This window comes from Cysteiniphilum sp. 19S12-1, from assembly GCF_052030685.1.
Lineage (GTDB): Bacteria > Pseudomonadota > Gammaproteobacteria > Francisellales > Francisellaceae > Caedibacter.
Map to the genome: position 1 here is coordinate 71,381 of NZ_JBQAJM010000005.1, position 20,241 is coordinate 91,621.

Consider the following 20,241-nt stretch of genomic DNA (forward strand, 5'->3'; position numbering starts at 1 on the left):
CAAAGGGGAAAAAGGTGAAGCAAAATGTTTGAATATAAAATTTATGGCATGGACTGTTTAGATGAAGTTTCTGTAGTAAAACGAGAGCTTCTGCCTTATGTCAAAGATGAAAGCCTTTTACAGTTTAACCTATTGAAAGGCAAGCTTATGATCCACAATCAAACACAACAATTTACACAAGCTGAAATTGAAAAAAGGCTCAAAGCGACAGGCTACCAATTTATCAGTTGGCAACAATATGAAATCAAACAACAAACCAATAGCGAAAGCTTTTGGCAAAAGCACATGCGCAGCCTATTAACACCGATTTGTGCACTGTTTTTAATCATAGGTTTTGCCATCCATGGCAGCTATCATGGATTTTTAGATGCCCTTATTGGTGAGCATGGTGCAGCAACTGCTCAACCTGTTAGCTCGATTGTTTTTTATGTTTTGGCGTTAATCGTTGGTGGCTTTTTTATTTATCCTAAAGCATGGGCAGCGTTAAAACGTATGCGACCTGATATTAATCTTTTAATGACCATTGCTGTTATTGGTGCGGTATGTTTAGGACAATGGCTAGAAGCTGGCATGATTGTCTTTTTATTCTCGATCGCTTCACTATTAGAATCTTGGAGTGTTGGTAAGGCTCGAAAAGCGATTCAATCATTACTAGAAATAGCGCCTGAAACTGCTAATGTTTATTGCTCACACCATAAAAATATCGATGTTAAGAAGGTTGAAGAAGTTAACATTGGTGCAACAATCGTCATTAAACCCGGTGAACGTGTTCCTTTGGATGGTGTTGTTAAAGAAGGTGAGAGCTTTATTAATCAAGCACCAATCACTGGAGAGTCATTACCTGTTGAAAAAAAATCAGGTGATCCTGTCTTTGCCGGCAGTTTAAATGAAGATGGTCTCTTATACGTCCAAGTTACAAAACTTGCCACTGAATCAACGCTGTCAAACATTATCCGTCAAGTGGAATTAGCGCAAGCGAATAAGGCAAAATCCGAGATGTGGGTTGAGCAATTTGCCAAATACTACACTCCTTTGATGATGCTATTTGCCCTGCTAGTCGCGATTACCCCACCATTATTATTTGGTGGCAGTTGGTACAACTGGATTTATGAAGCCCTAGTTATTCTCGTCATCGCCTGTCCTTGCGCTTTAGTTATTTCGACACCTGTGAGTATTGTTTCAGGCTTAAGTGCCGCTGCTAACCTTGGTATTTTAATCAAAGGGGGCAGTTTTCTTGAGTTACCCGCAAAGCTTAAAGCGATTGCTTTTGACAAGACAGGGACGATTACCCAAGGAAAACCGGTTATTCAGTCAATTATTAATATCTCAAAAGAGTATAGTGATAATGAATTACTACAACTTGCTGCTGCACTTGAAGAAGGCAATAATCACCCCTTAGCACATGCTATCTTTAATAAAATGGCGGCGCTTAAATTAGAAAAAACCTTTAATGCTTCTAATATTCAAATTATTAAAGGTAAAGCGATTACCGGACAAATTAATGATCACAATTACTGGATAGGAAGCCATAAATATCTACATGAAAAAACAGAAATCACAACAAGCCTAAGCGCTTTTCATGACCAAATTCTTGCATTAGAGAAAACAGGACATTCATTATTAATCTTCGCTAACAGCAATCATATTCTAGGGCTTTTTGCCGTTGCTGACAGCATCAAAGATAATGCAAAAGAAACCCTAACTAAACTCAATGCTCTTGGTATTAAAACCGCGCTATTAACCGGTGACAATAAGGGAGCTGCACAGTTTATTGCAGAGCAAGCCGGACTTGATGAGGTTTACTCTGAGCTTTTACCCGAAGATAAAGTAGCCAAAATCAAAGCGCTACAAGCACAATATCAAACAGTTGCAATGGTTGGTGATGGTATTAATGATGCCCCTGCTTTGGCAACGGCTGACTTAAGTCTTGCTATGGGGGATGCCGGCAGTGACGTTGCGATTGAAACAGCTGATATTGCATTGATGTCCGATGATTTAGCTAAATTGCCATGGTTAATCAAACATGCCAAACGTGTTAAAACCATTATTCAGCAAAACATCACCTTTGCTTTGGGACTTAAAGTCATCTTTATGGCACTAGCACTTCTTGAACTTGCTAATATCTGGATGGCTATTGGTGCTGATATGGGGGCATCTTTACTCGTAGTCTTTAACAGTTTGCGTTTATTAAAAAGCAAAAGTCAGAATTGATTTTGTAACAAAACTGAAACGTCGGTTTCTTTTGACTTCATCGGTTTTTTATGCGCTTGAATCCTTACGCCAATTGTCATTTTACACCATAATCTAAACAGTGAGTTTGGCGTTGTTTATCGCGGAATGCCTTATGGTATTAGCAATGAAATACCTCATAAATAAGCGCAAATCGCTATAAAGCCATGAGGGGATATGCTACACTTTGACTCCGTTAATGCCACCGAATCGATGATGGCATAAATCTAAAATGGAGCATCTTATGGAAAACTTTATCTATTACAACCCAACTCGTATTTACTTCGGTCAAGGGCAAATTGCACAATTAAGTCATGCCATTGCCAAAGATCAAAAAGTACTATTAATCTACGGTGGTGGCAGCATTAAACAAAATGGTGTTTATGACCAAGTAAAAAAAGCGTTAGCTGACCATCAAGTAACTGAATTCTCAGGTATTGAACCAAACCCTGAATATGAAACCTGCCTTAAAGCAGTTGAACTCATCAAACAAAATAATATTGATTTTGTATTAGCTGTTGGTGGCGGTTCGGTTATTGACGCTACTAAATTTATAGTTGCAGCTGCTAAATTCAAAGGTGATCCATGGGATATTTTAGCTAAACATGCTGATATTACTGAGGCTGTACCTTTTGGCTGTGTGTTAACACTGCCTGCGACAGGTTCTGAAATGAACTCAGGATCAGTTATCTCGCGCCGAGCGTTGAATAAAAAACTTGCCTTTATGCATGAAAAAGTATTCCCTGTTTTTTCAATTCTTGATCCCGAGACAACTTACACCCTGCCGGCAAGACAAGTTGCCAACGGTGTTGTTGATGCCTTTGTCCATGTGATGGAGCAATATTTAACTTATCCGCAAAATGCTCAATTACAAGATCGTTTTGCTGAAGGCATTCTCAGCACGTTAATTGAAGAAGGTGAAAAAGTACTGACTCAACCTAATGACTATGATGTGCGTGCTAACATTATGTGGGCAGCTACTTTAGCACTGAACACGCTCATCGCTCAGGGTGTAAAAACCGATTGGGCAACACATATGATTGGGCATGAATTAACAGCCTTTTACGGCTTGGATCATGCGCAAACCCTTGCGATTATTCTACCAAGCATCATGGAGTATAAGAAGGATAAAAAACAAGCCAAATTAATTCAATACGCTGAACGTGTATGGCAGGTTGATAAAGCGCTTGATGATGAAACAAAAGTGCAAATCGCTATTGAGAAAACACGCGCCTTTTTTGAGCAAATGGGCAACCCAACCAAAATTAGTGCTTATCAATTAGCTCAGGATAAATTTGACGACATTATTAATAACCTGAAAGATAATGGTCTTATTGCATTGGGAGAGCATGCTGACATCACCCCTGAGGACAGTTTAAAAATTTTGCAAATGAGTTACTAAATAATAGTGACAAACCTTCACCTCTCCCCTTGCGGGGCCGCTCGTGCAGCATAGGCTCTACGGGTGAGGGGTAATTGAATTTATTCTCTTTCACTTATTAAGACATCCTGATAAAATTCACCCACTAATATCATACTTATTTATCAAAAAATGAAAAAATCTAAACTCATCAACATAACCTTGCCAATATTTGTTGCAACAACAGCTTTGGCAATAAGCGCTTGCTCATCAAATACTGGATTAGGCAATTACAACATCAATCAAGCGATGAGCTCAATGCCTACAAAGGTAAAAACGCAAACAAGTGATTTTAAATTTTACTTCGGCAAAAACTCAGCTCCCGCAGGCGCTAAAGACTTAGGTGAGATTACAACAAGCCGTCGTTCTAATGCTTTTGCTAAAGATCCTGTCGCTTCTTGTAACTGGGTATTCTATTCAGCACTGCTAAGCTTAGAAAACCAAGCCAAAGAAATGGGTGGCAATGGCGTTGCTAATATTCAATCGAATTGGAAAAATAACACGACATCAAGCACAGATACTTATGTGTGTGAAAATGGTTTATGGATGTCAGGCGTGGCATTAAAAGGTAATGTAATAGCGTCAAGAGTTTAACAGCTTTAGATTAATACCATTTCTTTAGCTATACTCAACAGCATATTAATAAGATTAAGGATTAATCAATGAACACATCAAACAAACCAGTTAGAGCTCGTCGTTATTATAAGCTTATCATTGCAATATTATTAATCTTAACTTTATCAAGTTGCGCAAAGCTGATCTCCTACCCTGATAAGTCTATTGAGAACATATCCAAAGCCCAATCAATAATTGAACAAGCTATTATGGAGCAACCTGAAAAATTTAAACCTGCAGCAGTCTATTTTAACGATGATTACATATTACTATCTTATGGTTTAGCGACCGCCTCCAGTGGAAGAGGTTATAGCTCCGCAACTCCAATATTAAACTCCACTACTGTCATAGCTGGAGGAAGCAGTTCATCATCTTCATTGACATATGAGAAACATAAACGTATTTACTATACTTCAATCTCTAAAGTTAAACTTTACAAGAAAAATAGTTATTTCATTATCAACATTATTAACACATCAAATCGTGCGCTGTATAAGATCTATATCTACGATAAGATTCAGGCATTTGATGTTGCAAATGCTTTAAATTTATTAGCTTCAAAATCAAGCAGTAAAAAATAGCAATCTTTAGCGCTTTCTGACACAAATAAACCGATGTGGCATCTCTTTTTGATCCTCTAATACATCAAATCCTGCTTCAATAAATAATTCATGTAAATCCAACTGATGAAATGCTTTAACAAAGGGTTCATTTAATTTGCGTGCTAATATTTTGAAATAAACACCTGTTACCCCATGGCTTTTACATAATTGCCATATTTTATCTTGATACTGCACTGGTGATGGTTCAGCAATGACAAATAACCCACCCTTTTTAAGCACACGTGAAGCTTCCGCGATGAGTTGTTTGATGTATTTTGGTGGAATTTCATGTAACACATAGCATGCACTTAATCCATCAAAGCGCTCATCAGCAAATGGCAATGCCTCAGCAACACCTTGAATAAATTTTATATGTGGGTAGTCTAAAGCAGCATGCTTTAGTAAATAGGGACTAGGATCAATCCCCCAAGTATCGTAAGCGCCTTCTTGATAAATTACATTGGCAGTTTTTCCACCACCACAACCGATATCCAAAACTGCATGACAATCTTTAAGATACTGTGATATTTTTTTGCGTATGGAATCAACTTGATTAAGCATCGCAATATCAAAGCCTTTGATATAACCACGAGTTAATAGCTTTGAATAGTTTCCACAAGGAATATTATGAAACTCCTGTAAAACATACTTAGGAATAGGCATTGCCTGCAATAATTCCTCATCTACACATACCGTTTTATGCTTTGGATAAAAAATAGCTTTTATTAGCTTAGCCCATGCAACAGGTGATTTAAAATTTAACTCATCAACCCAGCTTTTAGGTAAATCCAATTCATCCCAATTTTGGATTTTAGGATCTTGGGAAGTCTTATTATCAACTTGCTGCATGATTGAAAATCATACCTTTAACAAATTATAAAGGATCGCTTGACGCATAAATACGCCATTTTTAGCCTGCTGGAAATACCACGCGTATTGAGTGCTATCAACCGAATTGCAAATCTCTTGCACACGTGGTAGTGGGTGCATAACAATTAAATCATCATGCGCACCATTGATTAACATATCCGCCGTAAGCACATAATCCATCGTATGCCCATCTTCTTCGGAAAAACGCTCTTTTTGCAAACGCGTCATATATAATACATCAACCACACCAATGACATCAGCTAAGCTTTCAACACAATGCACCGTTATGTTTTTCTTTTTAAGTTGAGTTAAAATTTCTTCCGGGATTTGTAATGCCTGAGGTGCCACATAATAAATAGTAATATCTCGATAATTCAATAACGCATAGCTTAATGAATGCACGGTGCGACCATAACGCAAATCCCCAATCATCGCGATTTTAACACCATCAATCTTTCCAAACTTTTGTTCTATCGTAAAGAGATCAAGCAAGGTTTGCGAAGGATGTTCATTAGCACCATCACCAGCATTAACCACAGGAATATGCGAGACATTTGCAGCAATTTCAGCACTCCCTGCTTCAAAGTGACGCATAACAATCGCATCCGCATAGCCATTAAGCATTTGGATGGTATCGCTTAAGCTCTCGCCTTTCTGACCAAAAGAGGTATTATGCGCATCAGCAAAACCAATGACTTTAGCACCTAAGCGATGAATCGCTGCTTCAAAGGATAAACGTGTGCGTGTCGATGCTTCAAAAAAACAGCTGGCAATAATCTTATCACTCAAACTATTTATGAGTTTACCGTGCTCGGCATCATGCGCAAGTTTCATCAGTCGATCAAAATCATCACGTTTTAAATCTTTGATACTGACAAGGTGCTTTGTTGTGTTCTTGGCGGTAGATAATATCGTCTCAGGCATATTGTGTCCCTTAAGGTGTTAATTACTTTAATTACTCTATGCATATCAGGTAAACAGCGCTATCCTATCAAGAAAAAATAACAAGGTATATTAAAACATGTTTCCCGTTGCATTGACTGGCGGTATTGGTAGCGGTAAAACAACAGTTGCTAATCTTTTTCATGAGCTGCATAACATTGATATTATCTGTGCGGATCAAGTTGCTAGAGAAGTTATCCTCTTATCTGAAGTCATTGAAGCGATTATTAATGAGTTTGGCGATACAGTCATAACTAACGGTATGATTGATAGAAAAGTCTTACGCAGCATTATCAGTCAAGATACATCAGCACGCACTTGGTTAAACAATCTTATGCATCCGATTATTCGCCAACAGATCGAATTAAAACTCTCAAAAAGCCAATCCATCTATACGATCATCGATATCCCACTTTTAACAACGGCAACACTTGCTAACTATCCTTATCTTAAGAAAATCATCTCGATATGCGCCTGTATGGAAACCAAACTTGATCGCATTATAAAACGCGATAACCAAACAAAATCACAAGCTTTATTAATGATTCAAAGCCAAATTAGTGATGATGAACGCCACACATTTAGTGATTTTGTAATTAAAAACGATGGTGATATTTCTGATCTTATACCACAGATTAATGCTACTCATCACAGTATATTGTCATTCTTAAACGGCACTTCTTGATAGGCAATAATATCTAATTCTCGTGGATAACCCACTTCAATTAAGTACAAACCTTGAGGAGGTGCTGTAATACCTGCTTGCGTGCGATCTTTTGCATTGGTCAATTCTTTGATCCAATCGGGTGATTTTTTGCCTAAACCCACCTCTAGCATTGATCCGACAATATTTCTGACCATATGATGCAAAAATGCATTTCCTTGAATATCAAAAATAATAAACTGTCCATGCTGAATAAAGTGCGCATGATGGATATTACGCTTGGCACTAATTGATTGACATTGTGATGAACGAAAGGAGCTGAAGTCCTGCTCACCAAGCAAATACGCGCAAGCTGTATTCATTTTGCTTATATCCAATGACTGATTAATCCAAGTTACTCGCTCATGCCATAATGCACTGGCAGTTTTATTCTGATAAATCACATATTGATAGCGTCGATATAATGCACTAAAGCGCGCACTAAACTCCGCATTAACCTCATAGACAGCAGAGACATTAATATCATTAGGCAAATGCGCATTAACACCCAATACCCATGCCTTTTCTTGCCTGATTGCTGAGCTAGAAAAATTTATCACTTGTGCTGTAGCATGCACACCGGTATCCGTTCTACCGGCGCAGACCACTTCAATCGGTTCATTGGCAATAATGGATAATGCTTTTTCTAAGCGCGCTTGTACACTATCGCTATGATTTTGGCGCTGCCAGCCACAGTAATTGGTGCCTGCATATTCAAGTATCAACGCATAATGTTTTAACATACTTTAATGGTTTAAAATCGGTATTCACTAAGATCGTGAATCATAGCACAACTTAAGATGTTTTATAACACCAATGCCAAGGTTCATAAATAAACCCATAAACATTGTCTCGTGGATAGCTTAAAGTGAATTGAAACTCATGGGCATGCATTGACAGCCATTTAAAGGCTTTGGTTTGCTCAAAACTTTCTGTTAGCACTTCACACTCCTCATCTGAGGTGAAATCCAAAGCGCAGCCCGTATGATGTTCACTAAACCCAGGCAAAGCAGAAACTTTTAAAATATGTTCTAGCAATAAGCCTTTATTTAACTTATTTAAAATAATATTGGCTTGATACAAGTAACTACGAAATGCTGAAACAACCATCAAGTTAACACCTTCTTGCAAAGCGCTTTGCTGCATTTTTTGCCATGCATGATATGCCTCATGCTGCATATAATAATCTCGATCAAAAACATCTTTACCGCCACAAATGAGTCTCGACTCTGGACACTCTTTAAAAAATGGTTGATTTGTATTATCTGCAAATGCTATTGGCAAAATTGCATAAGCACTATCAAGTTTGTGATTATTACTAGGCATCAGCTGGCTTTCCTTGCATAAATAAATTCTCGGCAATTGCAGTTAATGGTTCATGCAATAACTCAAGCGGTGTTTTCTCAAAGCCTGGCATTTTTGAGCTTGTGCTGTTAATATGCACTTCATCAATGAGTTGGTTCGTTCTTAGATCATATATTTTAATACTTAACTCAACTTGATCGGCAACACCGGTTAATAATGTATAACTTTCTGTCCATTTACTGATTCTAGGCAAAATAAAGTAGTCATATTTTTTATTCCGCGCGGCTAAGTATTCAAACTGTGCCGATTGGAAATGTGATGCAAGCGTCAAGGTTTTAAAGTGATCTTTTAGTGCATCATTCAAAATTAACAGTGTTTCCTTGGCACTTTCAGGATAACTGCGTAAATCATCATAACCATTATTGGGATATGCCATATATGCCGTAGCATCCTTAGGTAACTTTACTAACCCATCACGAAAATGGATATCATTACTTTGAGCTGCAACTGTCTTTTGCATCGAGTTAGCAACGATTTCATGCGTGCTCGCACAACCTGTCATTAAAAAGCAGAGACCTAAAAAAAGCTTTTTCATTGTTGTTAAAAATAAAACTTACGATACAAATATTATACAGACTATAATGCTTAGACCAAGTAAACGCAGCGCTTTTTTTTAACTTTTCTTACAGCCCTGAAATCAGTGACATCAATTCACTGCGACTTTTCTCATCTTTTCTAAAAATTCCACGCATACAACTTGTGACTGTAGAGGTTTCAGACTTGTGTACCCCGCGTGTTGTCATGCACTGATGCATTGAATCAATAATCACTGCAACACCTTTGGGCGCTAATGCTTTTTCAATTGCCAAGGCAATTTGCATTGTCAAACGCTCTTGTGTTTGTAAGCGTTTGGCAAACACATCTAACACACGCGCTATTTTGCTAATGCCTACGACTTTGCCGTTAGGCAGATAAGCAACATGTGCTTTACCGATAATTGGCACCATATGATGCTCACAGTAGGACTCTAAGCGCATATTTTTTAAAAGTACAATTTCATCATAGCCTTCAACATCTTCAAATGTCTTTGATAAGATTTCATCTGGTTCTTCCTCGTACCCCTTGAAAAACTCAGCATATGACTTAATAACACGCTTTGGTGTTTCAATTAACCCTTCACGATTAGGGTCTTCACCGATGTATTCTAATAAAGTTTTTATTGCTTCTTCAGCTTGTTTAGCGTTTGGTTTTTTTATCATGATTTGTACTTCATTATTTATTTTTATCAAATGCTATTTTAATGCCTTGCAATACCAAGTCTGGCACAATGGCATCAAATAATCCTGGAACATTAAATAATTGTGAAAAACCGCCGGTTGCAATCGTTATAACCGCATTTAGGTCTGTTTTTAATTCCTGAATCATTGCTGATTTAAGCTCTTTTAATGCACCCAAATGCCCATAGTAAATACCTGATTGCAGATTAGTATCAGTATCTTTACCTATTGCCATCATTGGCTTGACAATACTCACTGACGAAAGCTGGGCAGCATTACTACTTAACGCTTCTAGAGAAATACGTACTCCTGGCAAAATAGCACCACTTAAATAGGCTTTATCTTTACGCACGACATCAAAAACTGTCGCTGTACCCAAATCAATCACCAAAATATCTTTGTTGGCAAATAACTCAACAGCGGCAATGCACCCTGCAATTCGATCAGCACCAACATCTTTGGGTGTCGCTACTTGCATCTTTAAGCCTGTTTTGACACCAGGTTGCAAGAAAAATGGTTCAAAATCAAAATACTTTAAAATGGCAGAACGCAGTGAATAATTAATTGCCGGCACCACAGAGGCAATAGCAACACCCTTTATTTTATTTGGATCAAGACTATTTTCACTCAATGCTTGCCTTAGAAAAATACCTATTTGATCTGAGCTACCATGTGCTGATGCCGTAGTATAACGAAACTGTAATATCAATTCATCATCATCAAAAACACCCGCATGAATATGAGAGTTGCCAACATCTAAAGTAAGTAACATTTATCTTTTTCTGTCTTTTAAATATTTCTGCTTAGTTTAAGTCGCAGTATATACACATCATTCATTCATTTACAGCATTAATCCATGTTTTTTCAGTGTCTGAGGCTATTATTTTTTATGGTTTGCGTTATGATGGCGGCAAGTTTATTCAACCCTAGTTATTGAAGTATAAACATGGCTAATTTTGATCGTCATTTTTATCGCATTTTGTTGCTTATTATTTTGCTCACTGCCGCAGGGCAAATGACCAATACCATTTACGTACCTGCATTAACGCAAATGGCACATGAGTTTTCCGTTAGCGTTGGGCGCATGCAAGCGGTCATCGCTTGTTACCTATTTCCTTATGGTTTATTGCAGTTTTTTTATGGCCCTTATTCCGATCGCTTTGGTCGCAAACCAATGATTTTGTTTGGTGTTTTCTTTTTTGCACTGGGGTCTATCTTAGCTGTTTTTGCAACGCACTTTATAACCCTTTTGATTGCAAGCTTCCTACAAGGAAGCGGTATTGCTGTTGCTGGGGTCATGGCGCGAACTGTAATGCGTGATCTATATTCTGGGACGAAACTTCATAGCGCCAATAGCATTATGGCAATTGCACTTATTTTTGCACCATTACTTGCCCCATTGCTAGGGGGGATTTTTACTGATCTCCACAGTTGGCGCGCTATCTTTGTTTTTCTAACCATTTACGGTATTTTGCTTCTTGTCATTCAATGGCTTTTTTTTCCTGAAACCAATACACAAAAATCAAGTAAAGGTAATCTTCTAGCCAAGTATAAAACTGTGCTATCCAATGGCAATTTCATGATTAATTTGATTTTGCTTATCGTTGCCAATGCTGGCATTGCTGTATTTGAAGTTAGCTCAGGGGCTTTGTTTACCTCTGTTTTAAAGCTTTCTCCGGCAGTTGCTAGCTTGTTGTTTATTATCCCTTTGCCTTGTTATATGTTTGGAAGCTTCCTCTCAGCGCGCCTTGCACGACGTTATAGTCTTGATCACTTATTACTCATTGGTTGTTTTACCCTTTTGATTAGCGGTATAGCGCTTGGCTTATCCTATTATATATTTGGCGTAACAAGCTTAAGTATTATTCTGCCAGGCTGTTTGTATTTCTTAGGATGCGGTCTGATTTTTCCTACTGCAACCACTAAAGCGTTAGAAGAATTCCCAAGCATTGCCGGAACAGCAGGAGCTGTTTTGGGTGGTGTACAAAACTTCGGTGCTGGATTATTAACGGCATTAGCTGCCTTTATTCCCTTAAAGAATCAGTTACCTTTAGCTATTATTTTATCGGTATTATCTGTATGTGCACTAGTGAGCGTGATGATGAGTCAGCGCTCACGTATTGTGAAAATAAGTTAAATATAAAAAAAACAAGCCCATCCCCTTTGAGAAAATGAGCATGTATACGGTTGGTGGGTAATTTTTTATTAGTTATAAATTAAAAATTTAAAGACATCTTTTGTAATTCACTCACTGGCACTTGCTTGACTTCTTTTTGCATTTTGCCATCTTTGCCCAACCATTCTCTGGTTACTGTAGCGGTCTTGCCATCTTGATTGGTTTGAATGCTTACGGCATTAAATGAACGCTGCATCTGATTAGCATTGGCATTCGGACTGGCATTTGATACTACCGTTTTTTGTGCAGGCTGAGCTGCTGCTTGCGTTGGTACATTTTGTGACTGTGCTTGACCCATTTGCTGCTTCAGCTGCTGCATTTGCTGTTGAAGCTTATGTGCTGCTTGTTGATATCTTTGCTCAAATGCTTGACGTTCAGCATTTAACTGTTTTTGCTGCATATTAAGTGCATTGACCGCTTGTTGGTATTGTGTTTGCATTTGCGCATGCTTAACTTGTGCCGTATTCACCCAGCCCACTTGTCCTGTTTTTGTATCGGCAACTTTAATCCAATCACCTTTTTGGAAGAATTGAATATATTGATTTTGATTCTGATCGGTGAGCTCAGACACCACTTTAGCATTAGTAGTTGGCTCATTGTAAACTTGATAGGTGGCAGCAAAAGCGGCACTAGAGACGGCAATTAAACCCAAAGATAATAATAATTTTTTCATGCTAATTCCTTAAGTGTTAAGTTAATTTAAATCGTCAATCAAAAGATTGATTATGCTCAAAAACATAACAAAATTAAAAGGGAAATCTTAACAAAAACTTAAGGAAACAAGCACTAGATATAAAAGTTTGAAATTCACTCTAAGTAATAATGCAAAAATAAGTTGAGCTTCAATTGCACCCCTCACCCGTGCAGCTTAAGCTGCACGACCTCTCTCACAAGGGGAGAGGTACTAGTTGACGCAAATTATTATTGATTCATTACTAAGCAGCACGTCCATTTTGTGACTTAGCAAATTTAGCTGATGAATATGCCATCACACGCCATACTTTGCGTTCAGTTTTGAATTGACGCTTTAATTCCTTATAGCGCTCTTTAAGTTGAATAATTTGTGTTGAAGACAGTTTATCCTTTTTTGCTTGTAGACAAGCTTGCTTGGCTTTTGCCCAATCTCTGATGCTATCAAAAAGTAACTTGTATTGCGTCTCTAGACGCTGCTCAAAATCAACAACCAATTTAATATAACGCTTATCTTTAAGTTTGTTTTGTGCTTGTTTTAATTGCATCGACGCGCGAGCTGCTTCAATCACGGGTTTTGGTGTGGTTTTTAGATCATATGCCCAGCCAATTTTTGACGCGCTAAAAATAATCCATTTTGAAGGATCAAAGTCATACCATTTAACACCATTACGATAGTCACCAGCGTATTTGTGATGATAGTTATGATAGCCTTCGCCATAAGTTACTAATGACAAAATAGGATTATCTCGCGCAGTATTCTCATCTGAGTATTTTTGTTTACCCCAAACGTGCGCCAACGAATTAATAAAGAATGTAAAATGATGATTAAGCACTAAGCGCAGTAAGCCCGCCAACAACAAACAACCTCCGATACTACCATAGGTCGCACCGATAAGCATTGGCAGCAATACACACATAAAGATAGCTAATGGCACATAATATTTATGTTGGAAAGCAACAATTTTATCTTTCTCAAGATCATTAACGTTTTCGATTTTGCCTACTTTCTTTGGTAATTCTCTTAACATCCAAGTGAAATGACTATACCAAAAGCCCTTCGTTGCTGCATAAGGGTCTAGTTCTTTATCATCAACATGGCGGTGATGCTTACGATGGTCTGATGACCATTTGATAATACTGTTTTGTAAAGCTGCCGCACCAAATAGCATAAAAAAGATCTTAAGGGGTGCTTTTGCCTTATAAGCGCGATGCGACCATAAGCGATGATAGCCTGCAGTAATCGACAAACCGGTTGCTATCATAAAAAAGGCAAACCAAAGCCAATCAGCTAACGAAAAGCCATAAGTGACGGCATAATAGGGAATGAATATTAATGCCGCAATCGGTGTTAATGTTAAAACCGACACACTGACAATGTCTAGTGGTCGTTTTTCTGTATTGTTTTGCATATATCTCCTTTTTTAAGTTAATTCAGCAAAAAAAATGTGAAAGCGTAGAAAAAAATAATCAAAAAGCTTCACTACCCATCTTATCGCAAATATCTAAAAATACTAGGATTATTTTTCGCACAACGATAAGGCAAAAGCGCTCGCCCCTTTAATACCAACATCAGTATCCATCACAACAAAAACCGGAATCTCTTTCATTAAGCCTGTCATACGTCCTTTGTCATGAAAGTTTTTCATAAAGCGACCATCTTGCATTTGTGTAATAAGCTTTGGCGCAATGCCACCGACAATATAAAGCCCACGTTTTGGCAAAGTGGCAAGCGCCATATTCCCAGCAACTGCACCATAAACCCGAATAAAGATATCCACAGCCCTTAATGACATCGGATCACCCTTTTCAACAGCATATTGCGTGATTAATTGCGCTTGATCGCCACCTTTGTGCATATCACGCCTTAACTCAGGTGACTCCGGCTGATTGTATAAAGGGTTAGCAACCACATATTTATAGATGTTAACAAGACCAGGGCCGCAGCAAATACGCTCAATTGAGACGCGATGAAGTTTCTTCTTTAAAAATTGAAACAAACCAATTTGTTCATCGTCTACAGGGGCAAAATCTTGATGTCCTCCTTCACTTGGGTAAACAAAAGTCTTGTTGTCATGTTTAGTGACGATTCCCATACCAATGCCCGTGCCAGCACCAACCATCGCAATAGGTGCATTTTGATCAATTGGTGCTTGTTGTAAACAGATCAAATCTTTAGTTTCTAGCGAATCTAGACCATAGCCAATCGAGGCAAAATCATTGATCAATTTAACCTTACTAATATCTAGGGTTAATACTTCAGCTAATTCAGTTTCCGTGAGCCCCCACGGTAGGTTGGTAAACTCAATCGCACCATCTTTAACAGGACCTGCCACTGCAATGCAAGCGGCTTTAATCAGCACTTTATCAACTTTAGATTCAGCAAGAAACTTCTCAATAATGGCAGATAAACTTTTAAAATCAACCGCCAAATATTTTTTAGCAAATAATACTTTTGACTTTTTATTGTTACACTCAGTCAATTGCAAGCGTGTATTGGTTCCACCAACATCACCAGCTAATACGATCATCTTGTTTATCCTTGTTATTTAATATGGTTAATAATTCACTACAGCGGATGTAGTAAGTCAAATATTTTTTCAGCAAGCATCTTTTGTGCTTTTGTTGTTGGATGCACATAGTCCCAAAACAAGTGTGTTTGTGGATCATGCTCAATGGAAATGTCTGTTTGGATTTCACCATTAGCATCAACACCACCAAAGCTTTTAATACAGGCTTCAGTTGCATTATCAAAACCAAATGCCATTGGTGTTTCTAACGCTTCGTGCAATAAGGTATAAGCATCAAATAAATAAATCTGTACGAAAGGGTATTTTTCTTTAAGCTTATTGACACCGCTTTCAAGCTGCTTATTTTGCTTAACAATATTGCGCTTGATGTATTTCTTAAGCCAAACAACTATCGGTTTTGGAAAAGGGGTCACCTCATAAGCGGGTGCGACCGTCACATCCGGCACATTCCAAACAACAATCCTCTTAGCCCCTAGCTTAATAACGCGATCAATGCTAGAAAGTAAATCACTGGCAACGCGATAGACTGCGGCCAGGTTTAAAAAAGGCTTTTCATTATGCACGGCAAATAAGAAGTTATTGCCACCACCATTTAGCATAATAAGTGCGTCATCGGCAAAGCGCCCTTGTTGTGCAACATAGCGATCAATCTGATTTTGCACTGAAAAAGCATGCGCTGTTAATAGTGATTTTGGATTTTTACCTGAGGTGCATGCGCCACCTATAGCATAGTTATTTAATTTAATATCCGCTATTGTTTGCTGCTTTTCTTTGAGCATCTTGCCAAGATACTCACAAGCGACCAATCCATCACTAAAGCGACCACGATCATAAGGCTCGCCCGGAATTTCCAGTGTTTTAATTATATTGCCATTATCTTGTAGGCTATCGCCAAATACTACAATACTACCAACAGTCATCATCAGCTCCTTCAAAAAAATTAACCATCCATTGCGCAACTACCCTACCGTGATCACGCATTCTCAAGCTATCTATACCTGACTCAAAGCAATGTGATAATGCTTCTTTTTGCTCTTTTATTAATAAATGATTATGCGCACGCAACATTTCAGGATGAGCTTGCATTCCCCATACCAAATTATCAATGATAAACATCTGTACAGGGCAAAAGGTGTTTGTGGCAATTAAAGTGGCACTTTTTGGCAGCTCAACCACTTGATCTTGATGATAGAAAGCCAAGCTTAGATGATCATTAAATGGACACATCCAAGTTTGTCTTTCAAGTATTTTAATACACTGTACACCAATACCCCAACCTTTCACAGAGCGCTCAACGCGTCCACCTAAGGCCTGTGCTAGGATTTGATGACCAAAGCAAATACCAATCATCTTTTTGTGTAAACTAAAAAGCTGCTTTATATAATCCTCTAGCACACAAATCCATGGCAGGCGTTCAAATGATGTCGCTTTACTACCCGTAATAATAAACTTATCATAATGATTAATATCTTTTGGGTACTTACCAACGGTCACATCAAAAACATCAATATCGACAATGGTTGAGACTTTCAAAAAAAGATTGGCAAACATATCAGGATAATTTCCCCCTGAAACACAGTGGCGATATTCCGGAATATGATCCGCTTGCAGTAAGGCTATTTTCATTAAGATCTCTTTGAACCTCAACTCGTTAAATCATCTCTTTGAGCTGCATCAAAGCCGCTTTTGATAACTTGAACGTATAGAGTTTACTGGCATGTTCTTTATCTGCTTTAAAACCAATTAAGCCATCATCTAAATTCAAGATTTCCTCAATCTGAATGGAGCTTTCTTTATTGTCAAGCTTTTCTTGTTTCTTATACCATGTTTCTTTAGCACGCTTGATCGCTTGACGATAAGCGCCATGAATTTTATTCTCTCGCACTTTTTGCACAAATTGATTGGCAACTTGCGGTAATTCATCTTCAAGCTTTTTCAATTCATACAATGTACGGACATCATCGATCAAACCATCCTGACTTAACAGGCGAATTGCTTGTGACGATTTGGCAAGTTTTAAGCGCATCGATACCCAACTTGGTTCACGCCCTAAAGACTCAGCAACTTCTGCTTTATTCACTTTACGCTTCATCACCAGCTCAGTCAAAGCGTCCGCTTCTTCAAAGGGAGAAACTTTTTCACGTTGCTCATTCTCAAGCAGTTGGATAATTAAAATATCATTGTCCGCTTCATCACGTAAAATGCATGGCACACTTTCAAGCTTGAGCTCTTTTGCCGCTCTAAACCTACGCTCACCGGCAATGATATGATAAAAACCATCATCTTTTTTAGGTGTTACAATAATCGGTTGGATAATACCCTTTTGCGCGATACTCTGCGCTAAAGTGTCAATATTTCTAAAGATTTTACGCGGCTGATTGGGATCTGGCATTAATTCATTTAAATTGATATTAAGCAATCCACCTGATTGTGCTGCATGCTCATTTAAGGTTTTAAGCTTAAGCGCCAGTAGCGCTTCCTTTTTATTATCAGCACTGCCATCAACACTGCCTAATTCATGCACCCTTTTTCTATTGGCTAAGGATATTTTGGCACTCATGCAGTCACCCTTAAGAATGAGGCCACGATTTCCTTGGCTAATCTTCTGACCTGAACATGTACATTGCTCTCAGGCGCGTAATCACCGATATACATACCAGAGGCCTCAGCTTCAACAAACTTAACACTTTGTGGAATAAACGTACTAAAAGATTTGCCCTCTTCTGCAAGCACATTAAGCAAACTGCGTGACATATTCGAGCCTTTAACAACGCGATTAGCAAGTAGCTTATAGGGACGATCAGCAGTTAAAGCTAAATCCTTTGCTTCCAGAAGTCCAGATAAGTCCATACCACTAGGGGCTGCTGGAATAATTACTAAATCAGCCAATAAAGCGGCTTTTAATGCTGCTGTTTGGAAATTCGGTGGTGTATCAATAACGATATAATCCACCTTTGATTTGACTTCTGCAATTGCCTCTCTGGCGTGCTTTTCATCCACTTGAATAACATTATCAGCCGAATCTTCATTTTTAGCCGCCCACGACCAAGCATCTGGCTTGTCTTTATCCATATCAACAACTAATACAGAATGACCTAATTCCTTAAGTCCACCATAAATATTCATTGCGGTTGTTGTCTTACCAGAGCCCCCTTTTTGCTGTAAAAGGGCAATTACTTTTGCTGTCTTCATCTTCAACTGATTAAGTTACGTTTAATGCTTGTGTCAGTATATAACACTCATCAAGCATTTTACAGACTTTCTGCCATGGCTTTTTTGCTTTATTGTTCATGTAACTTAGTGTTTATTTTGATTCGCTTGCTAAGTTTAACTATACTCTCCAGCATCTTTCAAAAAATGATAAATAACAAGGATGCATTATGCATAACAAAGCCTCAAGCAAAGCCACTAAATTTGATTCAAATAAAGCCAACGAGCTCGATGATCTGCTGCTTAATTTATATCCGGAGCCTGCCGATGATTTTGATAAAGATGAGCATATTTTTTCTTTATCCATGTTAGATGGGTATCTGACAGCTGTATTGCTTTGCCCTGACATGATAGATCATGAAGATTGGTTAGAAGGTGTTTGGCAAGAAGACGCACTACCTCAATTTAAATCTGAGACAGAAAAAGAAAAGCTAATTAAACTGTTAATTGCTGAACACAGCCGTGTCAAAAAAGCATTTGCCAATGAACTAACTGAGTTTGAACCACTTGTTTATCACGAGATGCATAATGATCAAGCATTACCTGCAATTGATTTATGGCTTGATGGTTTTGAACGTGGCTTTGAGTACTTCGTAGATGCTTGGATATTAAACCCGCAAATTGAAGCCGTTATTGATGATATTTTAGGGTTTGATGATGATTGCGATTTCGAGCATCTGTCATTAGATCAACGTAATAAATCATTAGAGAGACTCACTGATTTCATCATTCAGTTATATGCATTAATTTGCAGCAACCCGAGCGCAAAATAAGACAAAATAAAATAGGACTATTTCTGTATGATGAAAAAAGACCTCACTAAAACATCTTTTTGTCTTTTGTTGGCGCTTTCTTCGCTTGCATATTCTGACACTCATACCGCAAACAACAATACCAAGACGATCTCATCGGCTGACAATAACAAAACGAAACAAGTGCATAATAAATACAAAGCATTCAAACCAGAAGCGTATCCTTTTGGCATTGGCTTTGGTGGTATTTTCTCGCCAAACCCTTACAAAAACACCTCGCCAACCATCTTACCCATCCCCGTCATTAGCTATCAAGGTGAAGATCTCTCGATCAATGGGCCATATATTGCTTATCGGTTTTTAAATACTAAGCACACTAAAACACAGGCACAGTTATTTCTATATCCTGAGACATTTAGAGCTAACCAAAGTGATGATCCGCAGTTACAACAGCTTGATAATCGCAACTACCTTGTGATGTTGGGACTAACGCAAGGCTTCAAAAGCACTTATGGTGACTTAGCATTCGCTGCTAATATTGATGTCACAACGCGTACCAATGGCTATTTGCTAAGCGCTGAATATCGTAAGCGCTTAATATTGCCAGTAAATAAAAATTTGCTTTTCTTTGTCACTCCTTCAATTGGTTTAAGTTATAGCAGCAAGGAAATCACCGATTATTACTACGGGATTACAGCATCTCAGTCACAACGATCAGGTTTGCCACAATATACAACAAATGGCGCACTTAGCCCTTATGTTGGTTTGATGACAGCAGTAAACTTCTCAAAACATTGGAATCTTTTCATTGCCACCAGACTAAATCGCTTATCAAATGAAATTTACAATAGCCCAATGGTTAGCAATCAATATATTTTTACAACGGTTGTTTCGTTTACTTATAACTTTGCTTTATAAC

The 20,241-nt window shown here is 38.2% G+C and carries 22 protein-coding genes; 8 read left to right on the forward strand and 14 right to left on the reverse strand.

Features of this window, described 5'->3' with window-relative positions; translation table 11 throughout:
- Window positions 1-24: 24 nt before the first annotated feature.
- The 4 genes from ACTS4L_RS02735 (at window position 25) to ACTS4L_RS02750 (ending at window position 4,845) form a co-directional block, all read left to right on the forward strand.
- Window positions 25-2,211 carry a heavy metal translocating P-type ATPase gene (locus tag ACTS4L_RS02735; RefSeq protein WP_440616086.1) on the forward strand — a complete coding sequence of 729 codons (2,187 nt, stop codon included), beginning with the start codon at window positions 25-27 and terminating at the stop codon, window positions 2,209-2,211.
- Between the two features lie 262 nt (window positions 2,212-2,473).
- On the forward strand, window positions 2,474-3,631 hold the full coding sequence (locus tag ACTS4L_RS02740) for an iron-containing alcohol dehydrogenase (RefSeq protein WP_440651682.1): 1,158 nt from the start codon (window positions 2,474-2,476) through the stop codon (window positions 3,629-3,631).
- Window positions 3,632-3,781: 150 nt separating this feature from the next.
- Window positions 3,782-4,243 carry an excinuclease gene (locus ACTS4L_RS02745; RefSeq protein ID WP_440616087.1) on the forward strand — a complete coding sequence of 154 codons (462 nt, stop codon included), beginning with the start codon at window positions 3,782-3,784 and terminating at the stop codon, window positions 4,241-4,243.
- A 68-nt stretch (window positions 4,244-4,311) separates the two neighbouring features.
- Window positions 4,312-4,845: a hypothetical protein gene (locus tag ACTS4L_RS02750; protein WP_440616088.1), complete on the forward strand. Its 534-nt coding sequence runs from the start codon at window positions 4,312-4,314 to the stop codon at window positions 4,843-4,845.
- Between the two features lie 6 nt (window positions 4,846-4,851).
- Here ACTS4L_RS02750 and ACTS4L_RS02755 read toward each other — a convergent pair whose 3' ends face one another.
- On the reverse strand, window positions 4,852-5,715 hold the full coding sequence (locus tag ACTS4L_RS02755; protein WP_440616089.1) for a class I SAM-dependent methyltransferase: 864 nt from the start codon (window positions 5,713-5,715) through the stop codon (window positions 4,852-4,854).
- Window positions 5,716-5,724: 9 nt separating this feature from the next.
- Window positions 5,725-6,660 (reverse strand): aspartate carbamoyltransferase, encoded by a 936-nt coding sequence (gene pyrB, locus ACTS4L_RS02760; protein WP_440616090.1) that lies wholly within the window; start codon window positions 6,658-6,660, stop codon window positions 5,725-5,727.
- 97 nt (window positions 6,661-6,757) lie between these two features.
- Between pyrB and coaE the strand changes: the two genes are divergently transcribed.
- On the forward strand, window positions 6,758-7,363 hold the full coding sequence (gene coaE, locus ACTS4L_RS02765) for a dephospho-CoA kinase (RefSeq protein ID WP_440616091.1): 606 nt from the start codon (window positions 6,758-6,760) through the stop codon (window positions 7,361-7,363).
- Here coaE and truA read toward each other — a convergent pair.
- The 5 genes from truA to ACTS4L_RS02790 form a co-directional block, all read right to left on the reverse strand.
- Window positions 7,327-8,124: a tRNA pseudouridine(38-40) synthase TruA gene (truA, locus tag ACTS4L_RS02770; protein ID WP_440616092.1), complete on the reverse strand. Its 798-nt coding sequence runs from the start codon at window positions 8,122-8,124 to the stop codon at window positions 7,327-7,329. The two genes, coaE and truA, sit on opposite strands and share 37 nt — an antisense overlap.
- A 52-nt stretch (window positions 8,125-8,176) precedes the next feature.
- A complete protein-coding gene (locus ACTS4L_RS02775; RefSeq protein ID WP_440616093.1) occupies window positions 8,177-8,707 on the reverse strand; it encodes a M15 family metallopeptidase in 531 nt (176 codons plus the stop codon).
- Entirely contained in the window at window positions 8,700-9,248 is a 549-nt protein-coding gene (locus ACTS4L_RS02780; protein ID WP_440616095.1) for a DUF4823 domain-containing protein, read from the reverse strand. Before ACTS4L_RS02780 ends, ACTS4L_RS02775 begins: the two co-directional genes overlap by 8 nt.
- A 121-nt stretch (window positions 9,249-9,369) precedes the next feature.
- On the reverse strand, window positions 9,370-9,945 hold the full coding sequence (gene folE / locus ACTS4L_RS02785; RefSeq protein ID WP_440616096.1) for a GTP cyclohydrolase I FolE: 576 nt from the start codon (window positions 9,943-9,945) through the stop codon (window positions 9,370-9,372).
- Between the two features lie 13 nt (window positions 9,946-9,958).
- Window positions 9,959-10,735: a type III pantothenate kinase gene (locus ACTS4L_RS02790; RefSeq protein ID WP_440616098.1), complete on the reverse strand. Its 777-nt coding sequence runs from the start codon at window positions 10,733-10,735 to the stop codon at window positions 9,959-9,961.
- 174 nt (window positions 10,736-10,909) lie between these two features.
- On the opposite strand from ACTS4L_RS02790, the gene ACTS4L_RS02795 reads away from it, so the two are divergent.
- A complete protein-coding gene (locus ACTS4L_RS02795; protein WP_440616100.1) occupies window positions 10,910-12,100 on the forward strand; it encodes a Bcr/CflA family efflux MFS transporter in 1,191 nt (396 codons plus the stop codon).
- Between the two features lie 79 nt (window positions 12,101-12,179).
- On the opposite strand, the gene ACTS4L_RS02800 is transcribed toward ACTS4L_RS02795, so the two are convergent.
- From ACTS4L_RS02800 to ACTS4L_RS02830, 7 genes are all read right to left on the reverse strand, one after another.
- Complete coding sequence (locus ACTS4L_RS02800; protein WP_440616101.1) at window positions 12,180-12,812, reverse strand: hypothetical protein; 633 nt, start codon at window positions 12,810-12,812, stop codon at window positions 12,180-12,182.
- A 262-nt stretch (window positions 12,813-13,074) separates the two neighbouring features.
- Entirely contained in the window at window positions 13,075-14,241 is a 1,167-nt protein-coding gene (locus ACTS4L_RS02805; RefSeq protein ID WP_440616102.1) for an acyl-CoA desaturase, read from the reverse strand.
- Between the two features lie 108 nt (window positions 14,242-14,349).
- Window positions 14,350-15,360, reverse strand: a complete 1,011-nt coding sequence (locus ACTS4L_RS02810; RefSeq protein WP_440616103.1) for a glucokinase — start codon at window positions 15,358-15,360, stop codon at window positions 14,350-14,352.
- 38 nt (window positions 15,361-15,398) lie between these two features.
- On the reverse strand, window positions 15,399-16,280 hold the full coding sequence (locus tag ACTS4L_RS02815) for an SGNH/GDSL hydrolase family protein (RefSeq protein ID WP_440616104.1): 882 nt from the start codon (window positions 16,278-16,280) through the stop codon (window positions 15,399-15,401).
- The gene (locus ACTS4L_RS02820) at window positions 16,267-16,986 is read right to left on the reverse strand and encodes a glutamine amidotransferase-related protein (protein WP_440616105.1); all 720 of its coding nucleotides are present in this window, start codon (window positions 16,984-16,986) and stop codon (window positions 16,267-16,269) included. The genes ACTS4L_RS02815 and ACTS4L_RS02820 overlap by 14 nt, the downstream gene beginning before the upstream one ends.
- A 25-nt stretch (window positions 16,987-17,011) precedes the next feature.
- The gene (locus tag ACTS4L_RS02825; protein ID WP_440616107.1) at window positions 17,012-17,920 is read right to left on the reverse strand and encodes a ParB/RepB/Spo0J family partition protein; all 909 of its coding nucleotides are present in this window, start codon (window positions 17,918-17,920) and stop codon (window positions 17,012-17,014) included.
- Window positions 17,917-18,558 (reverse strand): AAA family ATPase, encoded by a 642-nt coding sequence (locus ACTS4L_RS02830; protein WP_440616109.1) that lies wholly within the window; start codon window positions 18,556-18,558, stop codon window positions 17,917-17,919. Before ACTS4L_RS02830 ends, ACTS4L_RS02825 begins: the two co-directional genes overlap by 4 nt.
- A 182-nt stretch (window positions 18,559-18,740) precedes the next feature.
- Between ACTS4L_RS02830 and ACTS4L_RS02835 the strand changes: the two genes are divergently transcribed.
- Entirely contained in the window at window positions 18,741-19,343 is a 603-nt protein-coding gene (locus tag ACTS4L_RS02835; RefSeq protein ID WP_440616110.1) for a UPF0149 family protein, read from the forward strand.
- A 27-nt stretch (window positions 19,344-19,370) separates the two neighbouring features.
- Window positions 19,371-20,240, forward strand: a complete 870-nt coding sequence (locus ACTS4L_RS02840) for a MipA/OmpV family protein (protein ID WP_440616111.1) — start codon at window positions 19,371-19,373, stop codon at window positions 20,238-20,240.
- Window position 20,241 lies beyond the last annotated feature (1 nt).

Coding starts and splice junctions, on each gene's coding strand:
- ACTS4L_RS02735 (WP_440616086.1), top strand. CDS start 25: ATGTTTGAATATAAAATTTATGGCATGGACTGTTTAGATGAAGTTTCT.
- ACTS4L_RS02740 (WP_440651682.1), top strand. CDS start 2,474: ATGGAAAACTTTATCTATTACAACCCAACTCGTATTTACTTCGGTCAA.
- ACTS4L_RS02745 (WP_440616087.1), top strand. CDS start 3,782: ATGAAAAAATCTAAACTCATCAACATAACCTTGCCAATATTTGTTGCA.
- ACTS4L_RS02750 (WP_440616088.1), top strand. CDS start 4,312: ATGAACACATCAAACAAACCAGTTAGAGCTCGTCGTTATTATAAGCTT.
- ACTS4L_RS02755 (WP_440616089.1), bottom strand. CDS start 5,715: ATGCAGCAAGTTGATAATAAGACTTCCCAAGATCCTAAAATCCAAAAT.
- pyrB (WP_440616090.1), bottom strand. CDS start 6,660: ATGCCTGAGACGATATTATCTACCGCCAAGAACACAACAAAGCACCTT.
- coaE (WP_440616091.1), top strand. CDS start 6,758: ATGTTTCCCGTTGCATTGACTGGCGGTATTGGTAGCGGTAAAACAACA.
- truA (WP_440616092.1), bottom strand. CDS start 8,124: ATGTTAAAACATTATGCGTTGATACTTGAATATGCAGGCACCAATTAC.
- ACTS4L_RS02775 (WP_440616093.1), bottom strand. CDS start 8,707: ATGCCTAGTAATAATCACAAACTTGATAGTGCTTATGCAATTTTGCCA.
- ACTS4L_RS02780 (WP_440616095.1), bottom strand. CDS start 9,248: ATGACAGGTTGTGCGAGCACGCATGAAATCGTTGCTAACTCGATGCAA.
- folE (WP_440616096.1), bottom strand. CDS start 9,945: ATGATAAAAAAACCAAACGCTAAACAAGCTGAAGAAGCAATAAAAACT.
- ACTS4L_RS02790 (WP_440616098.1), bottom strand. CDS start 10,735: ATGTTACTTACTTTAGATGTTGGCAACTCTCATATTCATGCGGGTGTT.
- ACTS4L_RS02795 (WP_440616100.1), top strand. CDS start 10,910: ATGGCTAATTTTGATCGTCATTTTTATCGCATTTTGTTGCTTATTATT.
- ACTS4L_RS02800 (WP_440616101.1), bottom strand. CDS start 12,812: ATGAAAAAATTATTATTATCTTTGGGTTTAATTGCCGTCTCTAGTGCC.
- ACTS4L_RS02805 (WP_440616102.1), bottom strand. CDS start 14,241: ATGCAAAACAATACAGAAAAACGACCACTAGACATTGTCAGTGTGTCG.
- ACTS4L_RS02810 (WP_440616103.1), bottom strand. CDS start 15,360: ATGATCGTATTAGCTGGTGATGTTGGTGGAACCAATACACGCTTGCAA.
- ACTS4L_RS02815 (WP_440616104.1), bottom strand. CDS start 16,280: ATGACTGTTGGTAGTATTGTAGTATTTGGCGATAGCCTACAAGATAAT.
- ACTS4L_RS02820 (WP_440616105.1), bottom strand. CDS start 16,986: ATGAAAATAGCCTTACTGCAAGCGGATCATATTCCGGAATATCGCCAC.
- ACTS4L_RS02825 (WP_440616107.1), bottom strand. CDS start 17,920: ATGAGTGCCAAAATATCCTTAGCCAATAGAAAAAGGGTGCATGAATTA.
- ACTS4L_RS02835 (WP_440616110.1), top strand. CDS start 18,741: ATGCATAACAAAGCCTCAAGCAAAGCCACTAAATTTGATTCAAATAAA.
- ACTS4L_RS02840 (WP_440616111.1), top strand. CDS start 19,371: ATGATGAAAAAAGACCTCACTAAAACATCTTTTTGTCTTTTGTTGGCG.